General features: G+C 63.8%; 17 protein-coding genes and 1 pseudogene. All 18 read right to left on the bottom strand.

The window, feature by feature from the left end; translation table 11 throughout:
• Window positions 1-112: 112 nt before the first annotated feature.
• Window positions 113-1,126, bottom strand: a complete 1,014-nt coding sequence (locus FKZ61_RS16190; protein WP_141611173.1) for a Gfo/Idh/MocA family protein — start codon at window positions 1,124-1,126, stop codon at window positions 113-115.
• Between the two features lie 224 nt (window positions 1,127-1,350).
• Window positions 1,351-2,151, bottom strand: a complete 801-nt coding sequence (locus FKZ61_RS16185; RefSeq protein ID WP_170199835.1) for a class I SAM-dependent methyltransferase — start codon at window positions 2,149-2,151, stop codon at window positions 1,351-1,353.
• A 57-nt stretch (window positions 2,152-2,208) separates the two neighbouring features.
• On the bottom strand, window positions 2,209-3,261 hold the full coding sequence (locus FKZ61_RS16180; protein ID WP_141611171.1) for an ABC transporter ATP-binding protein: 1,053 nt from the start codon (window positions 3,259-3,261) through the stop codon (window positions 2,209-2,211).
• Window positions 3,224-4,264 carry an ABC transporter ATP-binding protein gene (locus FKZ61_RS16175; RefSeq protein ID WP_141611170.1) on the bottom strand — a complete coding sequence of 347 codons (1,041 nt, stop codon included), beginning with the start codon at window positions 4,262-4,264 and terminating at the stop codon, window positions 3,224-3,226. Before FKZ61_RS16175 ends, FKZ61_RS16180 begins: the two co-directional genes overlap by 38 nt.
• 4 nt (window positions 4,265-4,268) lie before the next feature.
• Window positions 4,269-5,129, bottom strand: coding sequence for an ABC transporter permease (locus tag FKZ61_RS16170; RefSeq protein WP_141611169.1), 861 nt, complete (start codon window positions 5,127-5,129; stop codon window positions 4,269-4,271).
• Window positions 5,130-5,149: 20 nt separating this feature from the next.
• Window positions 5,150-6,148 carry an ABC transporter permease gene (locus tag FKZ61_RS16165; RefSeq protein WP_141611168.1) on the bottom strand — a complete coding sequence of 333 codons (999 nt, stop codon included), beginning with the start codon at window positions 6,146-6,148 and terminating at the stop codon, window positions 5,150-5,152.
• Window positions 6,149-6,269: 121 nt separating this feature from the next.
• The gene (locus tag FKZ61_RS16160; RefSeq protein WP_141611167.1) at window positions 6,270-8,243 is read right to left on the bottom strand and encodes an ABC transporter substrate-binding protein; all 1,974 of its coding nucleotides are present in this window, start codon (window positions 8,241-8,243) and stop codon (window positions 6,270-6,272) included.
• A gap of 671 nt (window positions 8,244-8,914) precedes the next feature.
• Window positions 8,915-9,640: a 16S rRNA (cytidine(1402)-2'-O)-methyltransferase gene (rsmI, locus tag FKZ61_RS16155; RefSeq protein ID WP_141611166.1), complete on the bottom strand. Its 726-nt coding sequence runs from the start codon at window positions 9,638-9,640 to the stop codon at window positions 8,915-8,917.
• A 17-nt stretch (window positions 9,641-9,657) separates the two neighbouring features.
• Window positions 9,658-10,251, bottom strand: coding sequence for an imidazoleglycerol-phosphate dehydratase HisB (gene hisB, locus FKZ61_RS16150; RefSeq protein WP_141611165.1), 594 nt, complete (start codon window positions 10,249-10,251; stop codon window positions 9,658-9,660).
• Between the two features lie 60 nt (window positions 10,252-10,311).
• Window positions 10,312-11,874, bottom strand: a complete 1,563-nt coding sequence (locus FKZ61_RS16145; RefSeq protein ID WP_141611164.1) for an N-acyl-D-amino-acid deacylase family protein — start codon at window positions 11,872-11,874, stop codon at window positions 10,312-10,314.
• Window positions 11,875-11,957: 83 nt separating this feature from the next.
• Complete coding sequence (hisC, locus tag FKZ61_RS16140) at window positions 11,958-13,079, bottom strand: histidinol-phosphate transaminase (RefSeq protein ID WP_141611163.1); 1,122 nt, start codon at window positions 13,077-13,079, stop codon at window positions 11,958-11,960.
• Window positions 13,080-13,148: 69 nt separating this feature from the next.
• Window positions 13,149-14,477, bottom strand: a complete 1,329-nt coding sequence (gene hisD, locus FKZ61_RS16135; protein WP_170199845.1) for a histidinol dehydrogenase — start codon at window positions 14,475-14,477, stop codon at window positions 13,149-13,151.
• A gap of 95 nt (window positions 14,478-14,572) precedes the next feature.
• Window positions 14,573-15,355: a potassium channel family protein gene (locus FKZ61_RS16130; protein ID WP_141611162.1), complete on the bottom strand. Its 783-nt coding sequence runs from the start codon at window positions 15,353-15,355 to the stop codon at window positions 14,573-14,575.
• Window positions 15,356-15,635: 280 nt separating this feature from the next.
• Window positions 15,636-16,091, bottom strand: a pseudogene (locus FKZ61_RS24325) (NUDIX hydrolase); the annotation flags it as partial.
• A gap of 60 nt (window positions 16,092-16,151) precedes the next feature.
• The gene (locus FKZ61_RS16120; RefSeq protein ID WP_407659937.1) at window positions 16,152-17,120 is read right to left on the bottom strand and encodes an alpha-ketoacid dehydrogenase subunit beta; all 969 of its coding nucleotides are present in this window, start codon (window positions 17,118-17,120) and stop codon (window positions 16,152-16,154) included.
• A 230-nt stretch (window positions 17,121-17,350) separates the two neighbouring features.
• Window positions 17,351-18,325 (bottom strand): thiamine pyrophosphate-dependent dehydrogenase E1 component subunit alpha, encoded by a 975-nt coding sequence (locus tag FKZ61_RS16115; protein ID WP_141611159.1) that lies wholly within the window; start codon window positions 18,323-18,325, stop codon window positions 17,351-17,353.
• 66 nt (window positions 18,326-18,391) lie between these two features.
• Window positions 18,392-19,201: a (d)CMP kinase gene (cmk, locus tag FKZ61_RS16110; RefSeq protein ID WP_141611158.1), complete on the bottom strand. Its 810-nt coding sequence runs from the start codon at window positions 19,199-19,201 to the stop codon at window positions 18,392-18,394.
• An 85-nt stretch (window positions 19,202-19,286) separates the two neighbouring features.
• Window positions 19,287-20,084 (bottom strand): pseudouridine synthase, encoded by a 798-nt coding sequence (locus FKZ61_RS16105; protein ID WP_141611157.1) that lies wholly within the window; start codon window positions 20,082-20,084, stop codon window positions 19,287-19,289.
• Window positions 20,085-20,131: the final 47 nt, after the last annotated feature.

Here is a 20,131-nt window from a genome sequence, read left to right as displayed (position 1 = left end):
CCCTCGTTCATGGGAATGACGTTCATAGGAATGAGATAGAGCGAGCGAAACATGAAATGGGGGTGTCGCCGCCACCGTACTTTTGGACCGTGGCAGCCACCCAATCCCCTGATCACCCAATCAGCTCACTCACCACCGGCACCTCTTCGGCCCGGCCGCTTTCGTGGGAGCGGATGGCGGCCTCGATGATCTCCTGGACGGCCAGGCCATCCTTGCCGGAAGCCTCGATCTGGTCCCGGGGGACGCCGGCGGTGATCTGTTCCAGCCAGCGGTGGATGCGGTTGGTGAAGGTGGCGCCGAAGCCGCTCAGGCCGCCCATGATGCTGTTGCGGATGACGGTCAGCTCGTCGCTGCGCCGGGGGTAGAAGGTCAGCTCCTCGTAGAGGTTGTCCAGGACGAAGCGGCCTTCCGTGCCCATGACCTCGCAGCGTTCCAGGTTGTGGCGGGGGTTGGCGTCGTAGCTGCCGGTGAGGTGTCCCACCACGCCGTTGACGAACTCCAGGTTCACCTGGACGTTGGAGTAGCAGACCCGGCCCGGCGCCCGGTTGAAGAAGGCGTGGACCCGCTTCACATCGCCGCAGAAGTAGCGCATGATGTCCAGGGAGTGGGGGTGCAGGGCGCGGATGTGGAACCAGGGCGACGTGTCATTGGGGTTGCCGATCCACATGGTCATGTTCATGAGCAGCAGGTGGCCCAGCCGGCCTTCCTCCACCCACTGTTTGGCCCGGGCTGCGGGAGGGACGAAGCGGTGGTTGAGGTTGATACCGTAGTAGACGCCCTTCTCATCGGCCTTGGCGACCATTTCCCGGGCCTTTTGAATGTCATTGCAGATGGGCTTTTCCCCCAGCACGTGCAGCCCCGCCTCCAGGCACTGCATGGTAGGCTCGTAGTGGTCACTGCCATTTTCGACCCCGGCCGTGGTGATGCTCACCGCGTCCAGTTCCACGTTACGCAGCAGGTCGTCCACGCTGTAGAAGGCGGGCACGCCAAACCGCTCCGCGGCCTTGTCGGCCCGCTCTCGGATGATGTCACAGACCGCGACCAGCTCGGCCAGGTTGTCCTCTTTGTAGACGGAGGCATGGGTGTTGCCGATGTTGCCCATGCCGATGACCGCAACTTTGAGCATGTTTGTTCTCCTGTGAAAGGTGTCAAGGTTTTACTGCCAGAGGCAGGTTGATAGGCTCTACTGCAAAAAGGTTAAATTAGGACGCTGACCCACGCAGATGAGCGCTGATTCGGTTGATTCTCTCCTGCGTTTCTTTGTCCCTTTGTGCCTTTGCGTTCAAAAATACTCTTTTTGCAAGGGTGTCAAGTTGATATCTTCGTGAATCCGTGGTTTTTTCAGCTGCGTCATGTATGGTTTTTTCTTGCCCGGCCCAGCACGAAGAGCACCCGGTGGCGTCGGTCCCGCTGGCCGGGATCGATGGCGGTCAGTTCCCGGAACGGGGCCGCTACCCCCATGGTCCGGGATAGCTGCCGGGGCAGGGGCGTCAGATGGCCGTAGCTCAACCGCTTCAGCAGCCGGGTGAGCCGGTTGTCCTGCGCCAGGATGCCCAGGCGCAGGAGATGGCGGCGCAGCCAGGCCACCAGTACGGTGTGAAATCGGCGCCCCATCTGATCCACCGGCAGGGATCCATAGAGGTGGATGGACTCAAAGCCGGCCGCCCGAAGCCAGCTGACCAGCTCCGGTGCGGTGGGGTAGTGCACGCTGAGCTGGCCAGGCACGAAAAAAGGCCAGTCTGGATTGCTGGTGCCCACCAGGATCTGCCCTCCCCGGGTCAGGAGGCGATGGCATTCCCCCAGGAATTGGATGGGCCGCGCCAGATAATAAATCATCTCGAAGCTGAAGATGAAATCGAAGGTGTCCTCACGATAGGGCAGGTAGTGGGCATCGGCCTGGGCCAGGGGGACGGCATGGCCCAGGGACTGCCGTGCCAGGGAGACGGCCCCGAAGGAGCCGTCACAGGCGACCAGCGGGGCCGCCCGATCCAGCAGCAGGCCCAGGCCAATGCCAGCACCACACCCCACCTCCAGGGTAGGGCGGCCATCCGCCAGGGCGGCAGCCAGGCTGTAGCGGAGCACCATGCGCCCCAGTTGCTCTCGGTTGACCGGCGCGCCGGGTACTTCCGTGATGGACAGGTAGTCGGGCATGGGCATTGCTCCCTGACGACGTGACCCGCGACGGGATGACAGGGGAACCAGGAGGCATCAGGTCATGGCCGGCATCAGCGGGATCTCACCCTGGACATGGCGGGCGACCGATTCAGCACCCACAGTCTTTTCGTCGTAAAGGAAGCATTTGACGGTGCGTCCGGCGACTGCGTAGTTGTCGGGCACGGTCGTTTTGCAGACATCCATCGTTGCCGGACAGCGGCTGGCAAATTTGCAGCCTGCCCGCAAGTATTCCTCTGTCTCAAGAGTGGCCAGGGTGGCGGTCTCCTCCCACTTGCGGTCGGGATCGGCCTGGGGCACCGACTCCTTGAGGATTTTGGTGTACGGATGGAGCGGGCGGGCCAGCACATCTTCCACCGGGCCGGCTTCCACGATCCAGCCACGCAGCATCACCGCGATGCGGTCGGCGGCGTAGTAGGCCGTGGCCAGGTCGTGGGTGATGTAAATCACGCTCACCCCCCGCTCTTCCTTCAACCGCATGAAGAGATTGACGATGGACATGCGCAGGGAGGCGTCCAGCATGGAGACCGGTTCATCCGCCACCAGGAGGGAGGGTTTGGTCAGCAGTGCGCGGGCGATGGAGATGCGTTGCACCTGGCCGCCTGAAAGTTCGTTGGGATAACGCCCCTTCACCTCCTGGAGGGAAAGCCCCACCGAGTGCAGCGCTTCGTCGATGTAGGCGTCGACGCGGTCGCGTTTCACCATGCGGTAGTTGCGTGCGGTTTCGTACAGGTAGGAATCCACGCGCTTGAGCGGGCTGAAGGTGGCGAATGGATCCTGAAAGATGGGCTGGACCTCACGCATGAACCAGGAGCGCCGTTCTTTCTTGTTGATCTTGGTGACGTCCCGGCCTTTGTAGTAGATCGCGCCTGCGCTAGGATCCTCCAGGCCCAAAATCATGCGCGCTATGGTAGTCTTGCCGCTGCCGCTTTCACCCGCGATGGTCAGAATTTCTGGCCGGTCGGCGTGGATGGAAAAGTTCGCACGGTCCACAGCGGTGAAGTGCTTGGTGGACAGTCCCTGGCGAATGTTGAAAATCTTGGTGAGATCTTTAACCTGCAGCAAATTCTCGGTAGCGTTCTGGGACATTCTCTTGTTCCTCTGACACCAAAAAACAGGCAACCCGATGTCCCCGTTCACTTTCAATGAGCGGAGGTGCCTCCTTCTTGCAGATGGGCATGGCGTAGGGACAGCGGGGATGGAATCGGCATCCGCTGGGTGGATTATCCAGGGCAGGTGGGCGCCCGGGGATGCTCACCCGCTCTGTCTTGTCCTCGATTTTGGGAAGCGATTGGATCAGGTACTGGGTATAGGGATGTTGGGGCCGTTTGAAGATGGTACGGGTGTCGGCTTCCTCAATGAGCTTGCCAGCATAGAGAACAGCAATGCGGTCGGCCAGGTTGGCGTGGACGCCCATGTCATGGGTGACCACCACCAGCGTGTTCTTCTTCTCCTGCTGGATTTCCTTCAGCAGCTGAATCACGCCCCGCTGGACCAGCACATCCAGCGCGGTAGTCGGTTCGTCGGCAAAGGTCAGCTTGGGCCAAAGGATCGTGGCCAGGGCGATGGTCACCCGTTGGCGCATGCCGCCAGAGAGCTGGTGGGGATAGGCCGCGAGGACCTTTTCCGGCAGCCCCAGCTCGGCCAGATAGGCGCGGGTCATCTCCAGGGCTTCTTGTTTGCTGACGAACTGATGTGCAGAGATAAAGTCGTGGAAGGTGTCGCGAATGCGGCGCACCGGGTTCAAGACATGCATGGACCCCTGGGGAACGTACGAGACTTGCTTCCAGCGGATCTCCCGCAGTTCCTCAGGCGTCAAGGAAAGGGCGGAGATCTCCTCATCATCAAAGCGGTAGGTGACCGAGCCTTCCACCACGGTCAGCGGTGGTTGGTGGGCCGCCAGCATCACCCGCATCAGCGTGGACTTGCCACAGCCGGACTCGCCGGCAATGCCGTAGACCTCGCCTCGTTTGATGGCCAGCGAGATGCCATCCACGGCCTGCACCGTGCGAGCAACCCCGTAGGCCTTCGTGATGTAGTAGGCTCGCAGGTTGTTGACTTCAACAATATTGGATTCGACAGTGGCTTGCATGCTTCTATCCCTGTACCTGCAGACGGAGCAGACGCGTGCGCGGATCCAGGTAGTTGCCCAGGCCGAGGGAGACTAGGTAGAATCCGACCACGGTCAAGACAGAGGCCGCGATGGGCGCAATGAGCACCCAGGTGCGATTGGTGAGCAGGGCCTGATAGTAGTTTCCCCAGTAGATCATTGTCCCTACAGTCTGGGTATTCAGATCGCCCAGGCCGAGTACTGCCAGCGTCACCTCGAAGCCGATGGCAAAGAGGAAGCCACTGACCACATCGGCCATCAGAAATGGAATCAGAAAAGGTAGGTGCTCCCGGGTGACGATCTTGAAGGTGCCCATCCCCGCATAAATGCCTGTGTAGGTGAATTCCCGTTCCCGAAGGCTCAATATCTGCGAGCGGTATCGTTTGGAGGGGTAGGCCCAGTCTAGAAGGCCCAGCAGCAGGCCCAACCCAATAAACGACAATTGCCCTCGCAATATGGCGGCAATCAGAATCACCAGGGGTAACCGGGGAATGACGATGAAGGTATCTACCACCGAAGAAATGGTCCGGTCGAACGTCCCTCCCAGATAGCCGGAGATCATGCCCAGCAGCACGCCGATGCTGCGTCCGATGAGGACGGCGATGCTGGCAATGATCAGGGTGTTGCGCACCGCGTAGGTCAACATCCAAAAGACATCCTGGCCAGTGGACGTTGTGCCCAGCAGATATTCCTGGGAAGGAGGTTGATTGCGCGGCACCACCCGCCGATCATCCGGCGCGTAGGGGGAGAAGAACGAAAGAACCACCAGCGCCAGGACAACCACCAGGATGAGGGCGCCGACCCGAAAGGATGGACTGAAACGAAGAAGATCTCGTATGACAACCATGGGTGTGCCTTTCCCGTGAACTATCGGTAGCGAACGCGCGGGTCGAGGAGCGGATAGGTGAGATCGACCAGCAGGGACGCCGTGGCAATGCCAAAGATGGAGAGCAGGGCGATCCCCATGATCAGGTTGTAGTCCGCAGAGACAATGGCGACGTAGAGGGCGCTGCCAAGACCCGGATAACCAAATACAAACTCGGTGATGAGTGCGCCTTCAAAGATCGCACCCAGGGAAAGGCCCAGATCCGTCACCTGGGGCAACATGGTGTTGCGGAGTACATAGGAGAAGAGGATCCTGCGCCTGGGCAAAGAAGCCATCTCCGCATACTGCACGTAGTCGCTGGACACTTCGGTGCTGGCCAGCGCCTTTGACATGATGAAGCGGAAGGCGGTGGCACCAAGAATGATGGACAGCGCCGGCAGGAAGGCATGCTCCAGCAGGCTGCTGAGGTAGCTCCAAGAGAAGCTGGGTGTACCCCGTGCTCCACCGACCAGCGGGAAAATGGGGAAGTAGTAGGCGAAGATCATCAACAGGACGAAGGCCACGATGTAATAGGGGATGGGGTAGATAATGATCAGCGTATTTTCCAAAAGCTGGGACCACCAGCGATTGCGAAAATAGCCGGCCAATCCCCCCAGAATCACTCCCAGGATCCAGGAGAGCACGACGGTCGTGCCCAACAATCCCACCGTCCACCAGATGGCGTTGCCGATAATGGCGTTGACGGTCATGGGAAAGGATGTGAAGGAGGGGCCCAGGTCGGCTCGCAGGACCCGTTTCCAGAAGTTGAGGTACTGGTCCAGCAACGAGCCCTCCAGACCATACAGATCCAGCAGGGATTGGCGCAACTCCAATGTAGCCTCGGGGCTGAGGGTCTGAAAGGCCGTCATGCGGCCGAGGGCCTGGTCGACCGGATTAACCGGCGAGAGACGCGGAATGAGGAAGGTAACCGTGACCCCGATGAAAATGACCAGGATCCACTGGACAAGTCGGGGCAAAATGTACTCTTTGAATAACGTCATGACAGTATCCCTCTACACGGGAAAGCTCTGGAACCTGACTCTGGTGGCACGGCGAGGCGTGAAACGGGATAGGTAAAGGGAGGCCACCCCCTCGCATCCCGTTTCACGCCTCATGGGCCTGTTACTGGCCTACAGGATCCAGATCCTGAATGGGGAACTTGCCACCCTGGAACCAGTAGAGCGGCATGTAGGTGGGATTCTCCGCCGTGGGGAACCCGGTCCAGTAGCGCTCATCCCAGGTGACAAACTTCTTGAAGGAAATGGCGGTAATGTCGTACATGTTCTCGATCCAGTGCTTGAGGAACTCGCGGCCGAGCTCGAAGTTCTCCTCGCTATCTGGATTCACGGCCTGCATGGCGTCCAGCAGCTCGCCGATGCGAGGATCGTTGACGCGGCCCACATTACTACCACCCAGGGAGCGGTGATCCTCAGGCGCCGGCACGTAGTATTGGGGGTGCAGGCCGCGGCTCTCGGGCCAGATGTCACCGGAGGCCAGGGCCATGCTGTGCCACGGCGTGGTCACGTCAAACTGGCCGACGAAGTTGTTCTGATCCCAGACGCTTCGCTCCAGCCCCTGCAGGTTGACGTCGATGCCGAAGTCGCTCCACATGTCGGCGGCGGCGTTGGCCATACGGAAGGCATCGTTCTCGTCCGGCGGCGAGATCAGGTTGATAACCCAGGGTTCGCCGTCTGGCGTGAGCCATTTGCCGTTGCCATCCCGGCTGAAGCCGTGCTTGAGGAGCAGCCGTTCAGCAACCTCAGGATCGTGCTTCCACCAGCCGGTGCCAAAGACTTCCCGGGGCGTGCCGGGCACCTGGTACCCTTGCGATTCGGCCCAGGCTGCAATCTGGTCAGGCACGGTCGGGTCGTAGGGCTTGTACATCACGCCCGGTTCGATCTCAATCTCCAGGTTCTGCAGCCACTCCTCCAGCGGATCCAGGTAAATCCGGGTGAGGGTGGAGGTGGGCGGGATATGCACCGGTGTCACTTTGGCCACGCCACCGATGTATTCGGTCTGTAGCTCCACGATGTTCAGGGCCAGGGCCAGGGCCCAGCGCACGTCCTTGTTGGCATAGAGCGGGTTGTCCAAGTTGAAGGTCAGCTGGCGAGTCGAGACCTCGTTGGGGTAGGCCCAGGGGAAGTCCGTGTACCAGGACCGGGCAGTGGGCGTAGTGTCCAGGGTGGTTTCGAAGGCCTCAATGTCCGCGTCGAAGTAGACATCCAGCTCACCCCGGGACATGGCGATGGCCTTCTTGGCGCTGTCGCCATAGAAGATGGTGAGCACATAGGGAGGACCCGGTTCACCGACGACGATACCGGCAGGGGTGCGCTCCCAGTCTTCACGCAGCTTGAAGAGCTCCCAGTAGCCGTTGGGATCGCTCTCAACAGGCACATAGGCGCCCAACACCACCGGCGGGCTGAAGTTGAAGGTGGCCGGATCTTCCACCTCTTCAAAGATGTGTTTGGGCATCATGTAGATGCCGTTCCAGCGGGCTTCGAAGAGGTTGTGGAAGCGGGGGTTGGGGCCGGTCAGGTGGAAGCGTACGCTGAAGTCGCCGGTCTTTTCCACCGATTCCATGAATTGGTTCAACTGGGTGGACCAGCCCGCCTTGTTGAGGCTGGGGTTTGACTTGAGCAATTCAACGGTATAGATCAGGTCGTCTGCCGTGAACTGAACGCCGTCGCTCCAGTAGATATTGTCGCGCAGCTGCACGTCCATCTGGGTGAAGTCGTCATTGTAGACTGGCCCAGAAGCCGCGACGTCGTTGATGCGTTCACCGGTCTCCTGATCCCGGATCCAGAGGGTTTCCATCATCAGGGCATGGCGATGGGGCTCATGCGGACCGTTGATCCAGAAGTTGTAGTTGTCGATGACGCTGTAACGGAAGATCTGGTCCATAACGAACAGATCCTGACGTGGCACATCCACGGGGAGCTGGGAGCTGCCTGCGGCGACCTGTGCCGGGGCCGCCGCCTGCCCGGCTGCACCGCTCCCGGCCGGGGCTTCCGCCGCAGGGGCGGGCCCGGAGCAGGCGCCGATGAGCAGGCTGAGTATCAGCAGCACAGCCAGCAGCCAATATTGCTTCTTGAACATCTCTCTGTCCTTTCAGCGGGTGAACAGCAAGTCGATACAACACCGAATGCCATGGGGAATGAACTGTATGGCAGGGATAAACCGTGGAAAAGGTCCCTGTGACTGGGGGCAGGGCTATGCCGCTTGCAGGCTCCATACAGAAGACCTTTCCCGACCCTGTCTACCTGGAATCTTGAGCCATCCTCACCTCCTTCACCATGAGTTGGAAACTTTACGAAGGGATTTCGAACCCTTTTCCCTCTTGATCCACCTTCGGCTGGCAGCCATGCCAACCGGGTTATGAAGGGCTTGTGGCCCATGGGGCCATCCAGCTCGGGGGAGTCCGGTGACCATGCCACCTGGGCGCGGGCAACGGCCCATGGATCCAGCAGGGGCAAAGCGAACAGACCCTGTATATACTCTGCCGCCCACAGCCGGGGATGGGACGAGTTCCTGCGACCCTGGCTGGGGGTGATGGGTGCTCACCGCCTCTCGGGGAGGGAGGCATCCGGGCCAAATGAGACAACCTGGCCCCGTGAACGACGGAGATAGATGGCTGATGTTGAGAAAACTAAGATTGGCTGGGAAGCTAAGACGAATATAACGAAAAGCTTACGTTAGCGTTTCGAATTTACTTTAGCACAGATTGAGAGGGGTGTCAACTACCGTTTCACACGCGTTTCATACGCGCATCAGGTCGCTCTGGGCTCCTGCGCGCCGTGGATAATCACCACGTACTCGCCCCGCAGGCGGGTTCCGGAGAGTTCTTCGTGTAGTGAGGAGAGGGTGCCGCGCAGAACACTTTCATACAGCTTGGTCAGGTCGTTGGCCACCGCAGCCGGACGGTCGCCGTAAATCTCCAGTGCATCGGCCAGGAAAGCCAGCAGCCGGTAGGGGCTTTCGTAGAAGATGAGGGTGTGGGGGGAATCCTTGTCCACGGCCAGAAAGCGCCGGCGGGGGCCCGGCTTGCGGGGCGGGAAGCCCCGGAAGGTGAAGCTGTGTACTGGCAGGCCCGAGAGAACCAGGGCCATCACCAGGGCGCTGGGGCCCGGGATCATGGTCAGGCCGATGTCGGCGCCAGCCTGTTGGGCCTCCACCACTTTGCGCACCAGGGTGAAGCCCGGGTCGGAGATGCCGGGCGTGCCAGCGTTGGTCACCAGGGCCACCGATTTGCCCTCCTGCAGCAGTGCCAGGATGCGGGCGCCGGCCTGGGCCTCGTTGTGCTCGTGAAAGGCAATCTGGGGCTTCTGGATATCGAAATGTTGAAGCAGACGGCCCGTCTTACGGGTATCTTCACTGGCCACGAAGTCCACCTGGCGCAGGGTCTCCAGGGCACGTAGGGTGATGTCCCCCAGGTTGCCGATGGGCGTGGCCACCAGATAGAGGGTTGCGCTGCTGGGCGTGGGGTTGTCGGTCATGGTGCCCGGGCTCGCCTTCAGGCCGTCAGGGTGCCCTTGGTGCTGGGCACATCCTGGCGTCGAGGATCCAGGCGGGTGGCGCCGTCCAGGGCCCGGGCCAGGCCCTTGAAGAGGGCCTCGGCCTTGTGGTGGTCGTTGCGCCCGTAGAGTACCCGGGCGTGGAGGTTCATGCGGCCATGGATGGCCAGGCTCTCGAAGAGGTGGAAGAGCAGGTCGGTGCCCAACTGGCCCAGCCGAGGGGTGACAAACTGGGCATCGAAAACACAATAGGGACGGCCGCCCAGGTCCACCGCCACCAGGGCCAGGGCCTCGTCCATGGGGACATAGCTGTGGGCCGTGCGCACAATGCCCCGACGGTCACCCAGCGCCTGGTCCAGGGCCTGGCCCAGGCAGATGAAGGTATCCTCGGCGGTGTGGTGCTCGTCGATGTGCAGGTCGCCCTGGGCCCGGACCGTCAGGTCGAAGAGCCCGTGGCCGGCCAGCAGGGTCAACATGTGGTCCAGAAAGCCGATACCTGTCTGGATGTCGGCCTGCCCCCGGCCATCCAGGGCCAGGGTCAACTCAATTTGGGTCTCACGGGTGGTGCGGACAATCTGCGCAGTCCGGGTCACAGTCACTCTCTCCGTCTACGGGCTACAGGTTGTAGGTTCCAACTCTTCAATCTTCAATCTTCACCCCCGAAAACGCAGGGTGCGGCCAGGCAGGGGATCGGGCAGCGGCTCTACCGGCGCGCCATGCTGGATGACGGGCACGCCGTTGACGATCACGTGCTCCATACCCACCGGGAGCTGATGGGGATCACCGTAGGTGGCCCGGTCCTGGATGATCTCCGGATCGAAGATGGTGATATCGGCGAACCAACCTTCCTGCACCTGGCCCCGCCGCGTCAGGCCGAAGCGCGCCGCCGGACGGCCGCTCAGCTTGTGGATCGCCTCCTCCAGGCTGAAGAGGCCCTTCTCCCGCACGCACGGGCCCAGCAGCCGTGGGGCAGATCCGTACTGCCGGGGATGGATCCCGCCGTCTTCGTGGTAGATGCCGTCGCTGCCCATCATGTAGCAGGGGTGGGCCAGGAAGGGGTCGATGAGGGCATCCTCCCCCTGGTGCATGACCAGCAGCACGGCCAGGTTCTCCTCGATGAGCAGATCCGCCAGCGCGTCGGCCGGCGATCGCCCCACCTCATCCACATACTGGGCCACGCTTTTGCCCTGGTGGTGGCTGTTCTCTTTGCTGGCCACCCAGGCGATGTAAGTCTCTTCCAGGTCCAGGAAGGCCAGGCCCTGGGCAAAGTGGGCCCGGACCTGGGGATCCGCCAGCCGGGGCAGCACACCCAGAGGACCCTCCACCCATACTTCGTAAGGCAGCAGGTAGTTGAGCATGGTCGAGCCCGGCATGTAAGGGTAGACGTCGAAGGAGAAGTCCACCTCGTTGACCGCGACCCGGTCGATGTAGTCCAGGATGGCCTGGGTGAGCTCGGGGCTACCGCCCTTGAGGTGAGAGATGTGGACCGGCACCCCGGCCCGTTTGCCGATCTCCACTGCCTCCTCCAGGGCGCGCAGGATACCCACCTTGTAGCGCATGTGGGTCACGTAGAGCCCCTGACTGGCGGCCAGGGGACGGCAGGCTTCCACCAGTTCGTCGGTACTGGCGAAGCATTGGACAATGTAGTCCAGGCCGGTGGAAAGGCCCACCGCGCCGGCCTCCATCCCCCGTTCAATTTCGGCCACGATGGCCCGGCGCTGGAAGTCATCGGGCGCGGCGGGGCCGAAGCCACAGACCAGGGCGCGCACGTTGGCGTAGGGGATGTGGGGGATGCTGTTCTGGACGTTGCGGCCGGCCAGGGTGGCCATGTAGTCGGCCAGGCTCTCCCAGCCGGTGTACTCCTCCTGGCGCAGGGCGTTGAGGGCGCGCAGGTAGTAGATCCAGGGGCGGACCGTGTGGGCGTTGACCGGCGCGTAGGAGATGCCGTCGGCCATGATCACCTCGGTGGTGAAGCCCTGGGCCGTCTTAGAGACCAGGTGGGGCGTCTTGAGCAGCCAGGCGTCGGAGTGGTTGTGGACGTCCACAAAGCCGGGCGCCACGACCTTGCCGGCGGCGTCGATGGTCCGATGGGCCGGCGCTTCCCGCAGATCGCCGATCTGGGCGATGGTGTCCCCCTGGATGCCCACGTCGGCCTGGTAGCGCCGGGCGCCGCTGCCGTCGATGATGGTACCGTTGCGGATGAGTAGGTCGAACACGGGTTGCTCTGCTTTCCGGTGGAAATGTTCTGGGATTGGCTCTGCTGCGCTAGATCTACGGCGATGGTTTGGCGGTGGGGGGGTCAGCGTGTTTCAAGGGCCAGGCTGTGTAGCTCTTCCAGCAGCCGGTCGGTCTGGTCCGGACGCCCCACGGAGATGCGGATGCAGTTGGCCAGGCCGGGCTTGTTGTAGTGGCGCACCAGCACGCCCCGCTGCTCCAGGGCCTGCTTCAGGGCCAGGGCATCCAGCCCCACCACGTCGCACAGGATGAAGTTGGCCTGGGAAGGATAGGGGCGCAGGTAAGGCACCTGCTGCAGGCCGGCCAGGAGCCGTTCCCGCTCCGCCTTGAGGCGCCCCACCACCTCCAGGATCTGGTCCACATGGCGGAGGCTGGCCAGGCCGGCCACGGTGGCGGCCACGTTGACGTTGTAGGGCTGCTTAAACTTCCAGAGTTGGGCCATGAGCCAGGCCGGGCAGATGCCGTAGCCCAGGCGCAGGCCGGCAATGCCCGCGGCCTTGCTGAAGGTGCGCAGCACCACCAGGTTCTCGTGCTCCAGCACCCAGGGCGCCCGGCTGGGGTGGTCGGCGAACTCCACGTAGGCCTCGTCCAGCACCACCAGCAGGGGCAAAGCCAATAGCCGGCGCAGATCTTCGTCGGGCAGCCAGGTGCCGGAAGGGTTGTTGGGTGAAGTGAGGAAGAGCAGGCGGGGGAAGGTGTCGGCCTGCGCCTCTTGCACGGCCCGTTCGATGCCGTCCACGTCCACGCTGTGGTCGTGCCGTCGCCACACTTCCACCACCTGCGCGCCCACCAGGCCGGCGTCGAAGCTGTACATGCCGAAGGTGGGCGGGCAGTTGATCACCCGGTCGCCTGGCCCCAGGAAGAGGCGGCAGAGGTAGTCCAGCATTTCGTCGGCGCCGTGGGTGGGCAGGATGTGTTCCGCGGGCACGCCCACGAACCGGCTCAGGGCCGCGCGCAGTTCTTCCTGCTGGGGATCCGGGTAGATGTGGTAGAAGGGATACTCGGCCAGGGCCTCGGCCACCCCGGGAACGGGACCGTAGGGGTTCTCGTTGGCGTCCAGTTTTACAATGCGGGCAGCCGGGATGCCCAGGCGTTTGCTCAACACTTCGAAGGGTTGGATGGGGGTATACTCCTCCATCTCCCGGATGTGGGGGCGCAGATATTGTTGTGGGTGGAAGTCGCTCATGGTCTGAACCTGGTGCGCGTTAGAAGTCCGAAGTCCTGATTCTTGACTTCGGACTCCGGACTTTGGACTTCATTTCGGACTTTCATCCTGAAGGCGGCGGCGAACGGCCGCGGCGTGGCCGGTCAATCCTTCGGCATGGGCCAGGGTGGCTGCCGCCGGGCCGATGGCCGCCAGGGCCTGGGCGTTGAGCCCGACGATGCTGACAATTTTCACAAAGTCGTTGACGTTGATGGGGCTGGCAAAGCGGGCGGTGCCGCCGGTGGGCATCACGTGGCTGGGGCCGGCCACGTAGTCACCCAACACCTCGAAGCTGCCTTCACCCAGGAAGACACCCCCGGCGTGGCGTACCTGCTCCAGGTGACGCCAGGGATCCGCCACCAGCAGGCAGAGGTGCTCCGGCGCATACTCGTTGGCCAGCTCGAAGGCCTGGTCCAGGTTTTCGGTGACCACAATCCCGCTGCCCCGGGCCAGGGAGCCCTGGATGGTCTCGCTGCGTTCCAGCTCTTCCATCTGGTGGAGGACCGCCGCCTGGACAGCCTCTGCCAGGGGGCGGCTGGGAGTCAGGAGGATGGCACAGGCCAGGATGTCGTGCTCGGCCTGGGCCAGCAGGTCCGCCGCGGCCAGCTCAGGGTTGGCGTGCTCGTCGGCGATGACCACCGTCTCCGTGGGGCCGGGCAGGCCATCAATGCCCACCAGGCCGAAGACCTGGCGCTTGGCCAGGGTGACGTAGAGGTTGCCGGGGCCGCAGATCTTATCCACCCGCCGGACGCTTTCGGTGCCGAAGGCCAGGGCGCCGATGGCCTGGGCGCCCCCGGCCGCGTAGACCACATCCACACCGGCGATGTCCGCCGCCACCAGGGTGGCCGGGTGGGGCAGGCCGCTCTCTCGCTGGGGCGGGGTGATGACGGCCACATGGGGCACGCCGGCCACCCGGGCCGGGATGGCCGTCATGAGCAGGGAGCTGGGCAGGGGCGCGGTGCCGCCTGGGATGTAGACGCCCACCCGTTCGATGGGGCGCACCAGTTGGCCCACGGTGCCCTCATGGTCGTTGTGGATCCAGCTCAGGGCCGGTTGGCGCCGGTGGAAGGCCTCGATGCGCCGGGCCGCAACCCGCAACGCGTCCACCACCGACGGCTCCACCTGGTCGTAGGCCGCCTGGATGGCCGCTCCATCCACCACCGGGTTCGGCACCTCCACCCCATCCAGCCGGGCTGTCCACGCCCGGAGGGCTTCGTCGCCCCGGGTCCGCACATCGGCCAGGATGCGGCGCACCGCTTCGTCGGGCGTCAGGCGTTCGCCGAAGAGCGCCTGGTTGCGGTCCAGGACCTGATCGGGAACCTGGATCTCATCCCATGCCGGCCGGCGCAGGATGGTGCGCCGGGCCGTGCTCACATCCATGATGCGCACAATACGTCTCTTTCTATGATGACATCGGGCGGGGCAAGCCCCGCCCCTACGGGCATGATGACATCGGGCGGGTTGCGAACCCGCTCCTACTGATTCAATCGCTCGGCATCTTCGATCTTGCCCAGCACCACCAGGATGTCGTTGGGCTCGATGCGGAAGTTGGCGCTGGGGCTGACGATGAGCTCTGACCCCCGGCGCACGGCCATGGCGGTGAGGCCGTAGCGCTGGCGCAGGGCCAGCTCGGCAAAGGTATGCCCCCAGAAGCTGGAAGGCGCCACCAGCTCCACGATGCCCACGTCGTTGCTGACTTCCAGGTAATCAATGAAGTGCCCGGCGGCCAGCTTGCGGGCCAGGCGCACCCCCGCTTCGTGCTCAGGCAGGATGACTTCATCCGCGCCCACCCGGAGCAGGATCTCCTTCTGGGTGCGGGTGCGGGCCTTGGCGATGACCCGCTGCACGCCCAGCCGGTTCAGCAGCACCGTGGCCAGGACGTTGCTCTCGAAGTCGGTGCCAATGCAGACCAGCCCTGTGTCGAACTCGTCCACGCCGGCCTGTTTAAGGGCTTCGTAGTTGGTGGCATCCAGCTGGATGACGTGGGGGAGGGAGGTGCTCAACTCCTGCACCCGGTTGTAGTCGCTGTCGATGGCCAATACGTTGCGCCCGTAGCTGACCAGGGTCTTGGCCACGGAGGTGCCAAAACGCCCCAGGCCGATGACCACATATTCGTTGGTTTTGCCCTTTTTGGCCGCGGGGTAGGGGAGGACAGCCTCGCCGTGTTCCGTTTCCCGGCGCGGGGGGCGCACCTGCTCCGTGCCCAGGGGATTCAGGCGGTTCAAAAAATGGAGCCACTTTTCACGTGCCTTGGTCATAGGTTCGTTCCCCGGTGGTCTGATTCCCCGGCCTCTTCATCATCTCTCCGAGCGGTGGGTCATCCGTCTGTTCACGCCGCCGGCTTCAGGGATCGCTGCAATCCCGGGTGAAGCCACAGCGCAGACAGACAATCTTGCAGTGCCGTTTGATCACCGGCCCATGGCAGACCCAGCATTCGGCATCGTCTTCCGGCCGGTAGGTGGGGACGGCAGGCCCCGATTCCCTTGCGGGACTGTCGGCCACTCCCCCCCTGCCAGCGGGCGTGTATCCATCTGGAGTATAGAAGACGACAGAGTAATCCGTCAATTTGCCCGCCTGATAGACGAATTTGGCGGAGAAGAAGCGTTCCTGTTCCAGCCACGGCAGGAAGATGCGGTCGCCCTCCCACAGCTCCAGCTCCAGGAGCCGGTGGTCGTCGATCCAGGCCAGCTCGCCCTCGCTGGAGTCGATGAGCTGGCCGTGAAAGCGATGGGCCACGAAGACGAAGGCGTACCAGTCTTCCTCCTGGTTGAAGGCGGGAAAGGTGAGGATGCCCCGCAACTGGGGCGCCACGATGGTCAGGCCACTCTCTTCCCGCACCTCCCGGATCACACACTCCTCGGGCGTCTCGCCCGGCTCCAGCTTGCCGCCCAGGCCGTTCCACTTGCCGGCGTGCATGTCGTTTTCCTTCTTGATCCGGTGGATCATCAGGGTCTTGCCGCCGAACTTGACATAGCAAAGAGTGGCCAGTTTCATGGGGCTTCCCGGTGGCTCCAGGATGGTGAATGGGGTGGGTTGTGCAAGGGGGGCGATCCGCTAATACGCTGCCAGCTCCCTGGCCAGGCGGTAGATCTTTTCCGCGTCAGGGCGATAGGCGTCCTCCAGGGGCGGGCTGAAGGGGATGGGTGTGTCTGCCCCGCCCAGACGCCGAATGGGCGCGTCCAGCCACTCAAAGGCGTCCTCCGCGATCTGCGCGGCCAGCTCTGCCCCCACGCCGGCCAGGCGGTTGGCCGAGTGGACGATCAGGATCTTGCCCGTCTTGCGCACGGTCTGGAGAATGGCCTCCCGGTCCAGGGGCTTGAGGGTGCGCAGGTCCAGCACCTCGGCCTCGATGCCCTCCTGAGCCAGCCGTTCTGCCGCGGCCAGGGATTCCCGGAGCTGGGTGCCGTAGGTGATGATGGAGAGGTGTTCCCCCTCCCGGGCCAGGCGGGCCTGGCCGATGGGCACCACGTACTCGCCGGCCGGCACGGGCCCCTTCAGGCTGCGGTAGAGGGTCTTGCTCTCCAGGTAGATGACCGGGTTGTTGTCCCGAATGGCGGCGATGAGCAGCCCTTTGGCGTCGGCGGGCGTGCCCGGCGCCACCACCTTCAGCCCCGGCGTGTGGACGAACCACGCTTCCGGGTTCTGGCTGTGGAAAGGACCGGAGCGGATGCCGCCGTCCGCCGGCGCGCGGATGACCCAGGGCACCGGAGCCTGCCAGCGGTAGTAGTTGGTGGCGGCGAACTGGACAATGCTGTCGAAGGCGGTGGTGATGAAGTCGGCGAACTGGATCTCCACCACCGGCCGCAGGCCCATGAGGGCCATGCCGGTGGCCGCGCTGACAAAGGCCAGCTCTGCCAGGGGCATGTTCATCACCCGGCGGTCGCCAAACTCCTCGGCAAAGCCCTGGGTCACCTTGAAGGCGCCACCGAAAGTGCCCCCCACATCCTCGCCCAGGATCAGCACGTTGGGGTCCCGGCGCATCTCCTCCTGCAGGGCTTCCCGGATGGCAGCCAGGTAGGTCATCTCCCGGACGGCTGCCGGGGCATCGGCCTGGTCGGCTGTGGCCACGTGGGCCTCCGTTGCAACGGCTGTCTTCATCTTCCTCTCCGAAATGACTCCGCTGTAGAAATCACAGATTCCACAGATGAACACAGGTTTTGCCAGGATTCTCTCTGGAAATCCTTTGCGCCTGCTGCGCCTTTGCGTTAAAGAAGGCCCTTGTTGCAGGAGAGTCAAAAAGGGACTTGCCTGCCTCAGGGAGCGTAGACTCCTTCTTCCAGGGTCTCGGGATCGGGGTAGGGGCTCTGCTCGGCAAATTCGATGGCGTCGGCCACCTCCACCTGGCAGCGCTGGCGGATCTCGTCGATCTCCGCCTGGTCGACCAGACCCTCCGCCAGCAGGCGCTGTTCAAAGCGAAGTACCGGGTTTTTGGCCTCCCACTCGGCCAGCAGCTCCCGGGGGACGTACTCGGCGCCGTCATGGATGGCGTGGCCCAGCATGCGCATGGTCTTGCACTCGATGAGGGTCGGCCCTTCCCCCCGCCGGGCCCGGTCCACCGCCTCCTTGGTGGCGGCGTAGACCGCCTCCACGTCGTTGCCGTCCACCACCACGCCGGGGATGCCGTAGCCTGCAGCCCGGATGGCGATGTCCTGGATGTTCATCTGCTGGTGCAGGGGCGTGGAGTAGGCGTACTGGTTGTTCTCCACAATCACCACCACCGGCGCCTTGTGGACCGAGGCCAGGTTCAGGGATTCGTGGAAGAGGCCGGCGCTGCTGGAGCCGTCCCCCACGTAGGTCATGGCCACCCGGGGCTCGTTGCGGTAGCGGAAGCTCATGGCCACGCCCACGGTGACGGGCAGGGACTGGGGCAGGTGGCTGATGTAGCCGATGATGTTGTGGTTCAGGTCGCCCATGCCGTGGAGGTTGGCGTCCCGCCCCCGGCTGACGCCGGTGGCCTTGCCCAGCAGGTTGGCAAAGATGCGCCGGGGGGTGATCCCCCGCAGCAGGTAGCAGCCCAGGTCCCGGTGCATGGGCGCCACCACGTCGTCGGGCTCCAGCGCGTAGGCGCTGCCCACGCTGATGGCCTCGTGGCCTCGCTGGCTGAAGGTGCCGCCCAGGCCCTTGCCCTGTTTCCAGTAGGCCACCATCATGTCGTCAAAGATGCGGGTCAGGCACATCCAGTAATAGAGTTCGATCTTCTGCTCGCGGGTCAGGGATGACTCGGACATGGTACCTCCCGTGGGCAGGTGTGGATGATCGGTGGTCGGTGGGTTGGGGCCGGCTGGCCCCTGGTACTATGGGTTAACCGCCAGCCGGGCGCAGGCCAGGTCCAGAATGCGCTCCAACACCTGGTCCGGGGTGAGGCCGGTGGTGTCGATGACCAGGGCATCGGGGGCGGTCCGCAGGGGAGAAAGGTCCCGCTCGCTGTCCAGCCTGTCCCGCCGGACCATATCCGCCAGCACTTCCTCGAAGGAGACTGCCTTGCCCCGGGCGAGCAGTTCCCGATGGCGGCGGCGGGCCCGCTCCTCGGCCGAGGCATCGATGTAGAGTTTGAGCGGGGCCTGGGGAAAGACCACCGTGCCGATGTCCCGGCCCACCATGACGATGCCGGCTTTCTCCTGGGTGCCGGCGCCGTAGGCCTGGCCGATGCGGCGCTGCTGCACTGTGAGGGCCCGCCGGACCCGGCCCATGGCCGAGACCACCGAGACCTGGCGGTCCACCTCCGGCGCGCGGATCTGCCAGGTGATGTCTTCCCCATCGGCCAGGACGGTGCAGTGGCGGCCGTCCTCCTCGCCTGCCCTGGGCGGGCGGACGTCCAGCTCCACCGTTTCGGCCAGGCGGCCGACGGCTTCCGCGTCCTGGATGTCGACCCCCCGGGCCAGGGCGACCCAGGTTACCGCCCGGTACATGACCCCGGTGTCAAAAAAGAGGAAGTCCAGCAGCGCGGCCAGGCGATAGCCCACAGTGCTTTTGCCCGAGGCGGCGGGCCCGTCCATGGCGATAATGGCCGGGCGCAGATGGGCCCGCAAGGCCTGCACCCGTGGGTCGTCTGGCCCGGCTGACTGGTGGCCGGGAGCTGCTCCATCCCGTGGCTGAATGTCCATCCCCACTCTCTCTCCAGGTTGGGCCTGGCCCGCTGAGCTCCCCCCTGCGACGCCACCGCCTCGTTCGTTGCCCCTGGCTGTCCTGTCACCGCCGCCGGGGGCGTCTGCCCTTGCGGCTTTCCTGCCCCTGCTGGATGGTCTGGCGCAGCGCGGCCACCTCCTGGCGGCTCAGGGGAGCAGTCTGGCCTGCGGGTAGGTCGCCCAGGGTCAGGGGGCCGATGGCCCAGCGCACCAGGCGGAGGGTCGGGTAGCCCACTGCGGCGGTCATGTGGCGGATCTGGCGTTTTTTCCCTTCCCGCAGGACCATTTCCAGCCAGACGCCCTTTTGGGGGCCTGGGGCCAGCCGCAGCTCCGCCGGCAGCCTGGGGATCACCCGCACCCGGGCCGGTGCGGTTCGCCCGGTGGGCAGATCGATACCCTCCCGGAGCTGGGTCAATGCCTCGGCCGAGGGGCGCTCTGGCACGAGCACGAAGTAGGTCTTCTCGTGCTCGTAGCGGGGATGGGTCAACCGGTGGGCTAGCTCGCCGTCGTCGGTCAGCAGCACCAGGCCCTCACTCTTCAGATCCAGGCGGCCCACGGGAAAGACCCGGCGCAACTCCGGCGGCAGCAGGTCGGCCACCGTCTGCCGTCCGTGGGTCGCGCCACCCATGTCACTGATGACGCCCCGGGGCTTGTGGACCTTGATGTAGACGTGGCGTTTGGGCAGGGAAATGGGCCGACCCCGCACCGTGATCTGGACCTGTTCCGGGTCCACCTTGGTGCCCAGCTCGGTGACTGTCTGGCCGTTCACCTGGACCAGGCCGGCCTCTATCAATTTCTCGCAGGCCCGGCGGCTGCCTACCCCGGCCGCCGCCATGACCTTCTGCAATCGTTCTTCTGCCATTGTCTAACAAGATACCACAGGCCGGGCGTCCCGGCGAAAATCCAACC

The organism is Litorilinea aerophila, assembly GCF_006569185.2.
Classification (GTDB): Bacteria; Chloroflexota; Anaerolineae; order Caldilineales; family Caldilineaceae; genus Litorilinea; species Litorilinea aerophila.
Note: the sequence above shows the minus strand (reverse complement) of the source record. Positions and strands in the feature narration are given on the sequence as shown.

Bases quoted from the DNA above. Each gene is read 5' to 3' on its own strand.
- FKZ61_RS16190 (WP_141611173.1), bottom strand. From the start codon at position 1,126: ATGCTCAAAGTTGCGGTCATCGGCATGGGCAACATCGGCAACACCCAT.
- FKZ61_RS16185 (WP_170199835.1), bottom strand. From the start codon at position 2,151: ATGCCCGACTACCTGTCCATCACGGAAGTACCCGGCGCGCCGGTCAAC.
- FKZ61_RS16180 (WP_141611171.1), bottom strand. From the start codon at position 3,261: ATGTCCCAGAACGCTACCGAGAATTTGCTGCAGGTTAAAGATCTCACC.
- FKZ61_RS16175 (WP_141611170.1), bottom strand. From the start codon at position 4,264: ATGCAAGCCACTGTCGAATCCAATATTGTTGAAGTCAACAACCTGCGA.
- FKZ61_RS16170 (WP_141611169.1), bottom strand. From the start codon at position 5,129: ATGGTTGTCATACGAGATCTTCTTCGTTTCAGTCCATCCTTTCGGGTC.
- FKZ61_RS16165 (WP_141611168.1), bottom strand. From the start codon at position 6,148: ATGACGTTATTCAAAGAGTACATTTTGCCCCGACTTGTCCAGTGGATC.
- FKZ61_RS16160 (WP_141611167.1), bottom strand. From the start codon at position 8,243: ATGTTCAAGAAGCAATATTGGCTGCTGGCTGTGCTGCTGATACTCAGC.
- rsmI (WP_141611166.1), bottom strand. From the start codon at position 9,640: ATGACCGACAACCCCACGCCCAGCAGCGCAACCCTCTATCTGGTGGCC.
- hisC (WP_141611163.1), bottom strand. From the start codon at position 13,079: ATGAGCGACTTCCACCCACAACAATATCTGCGCCCCCACATCCGGGAG.
- hisD (WP_170199845.1), bottom strand. From the start codon at position 14,477: ATGGATGTGAGCACGGCCCGGCGCACCATCCTGCGCCGGCCGGCATGG.
- FKZ61_RS16130 (WP_141611162.1), bottom strand. From the start codon at position 15,355: ATGACCAAGGCACGTGAAAAGTGGCTCCATTTTTTGAACCGCCTGAAT.
- FKZ61_RS16120 (WP_407659937.1), bottom strand. From the start codon at position 17,120: ATGACCTACCTGGCTGCCATCCGGGAAGCCCTGCAGGAGGAGATGCGC.
- FKZ61_RS16115 (WP_141611159.1), bottom strand. From the start codon at position 18,325: ATGTCCGAGTCATCCCTGACCCGCGAGCAGAAGATCGAACTCTATTAC.
- cmk (WP_141611158.1), bottom strand. From the start codon at position 19,201: ATGGACATTCAGCCACGGGATGGAGCAGCTCCCGGCCACCAGTCAGCC.
- FKZ61_RS16105 (WP_141611157.1), bottom strand. From the start codon at position 20,084: ATGGCAGAAGAACGATTGCAGAAGGTCATGGCGGCGGCCGGGGTAGGC.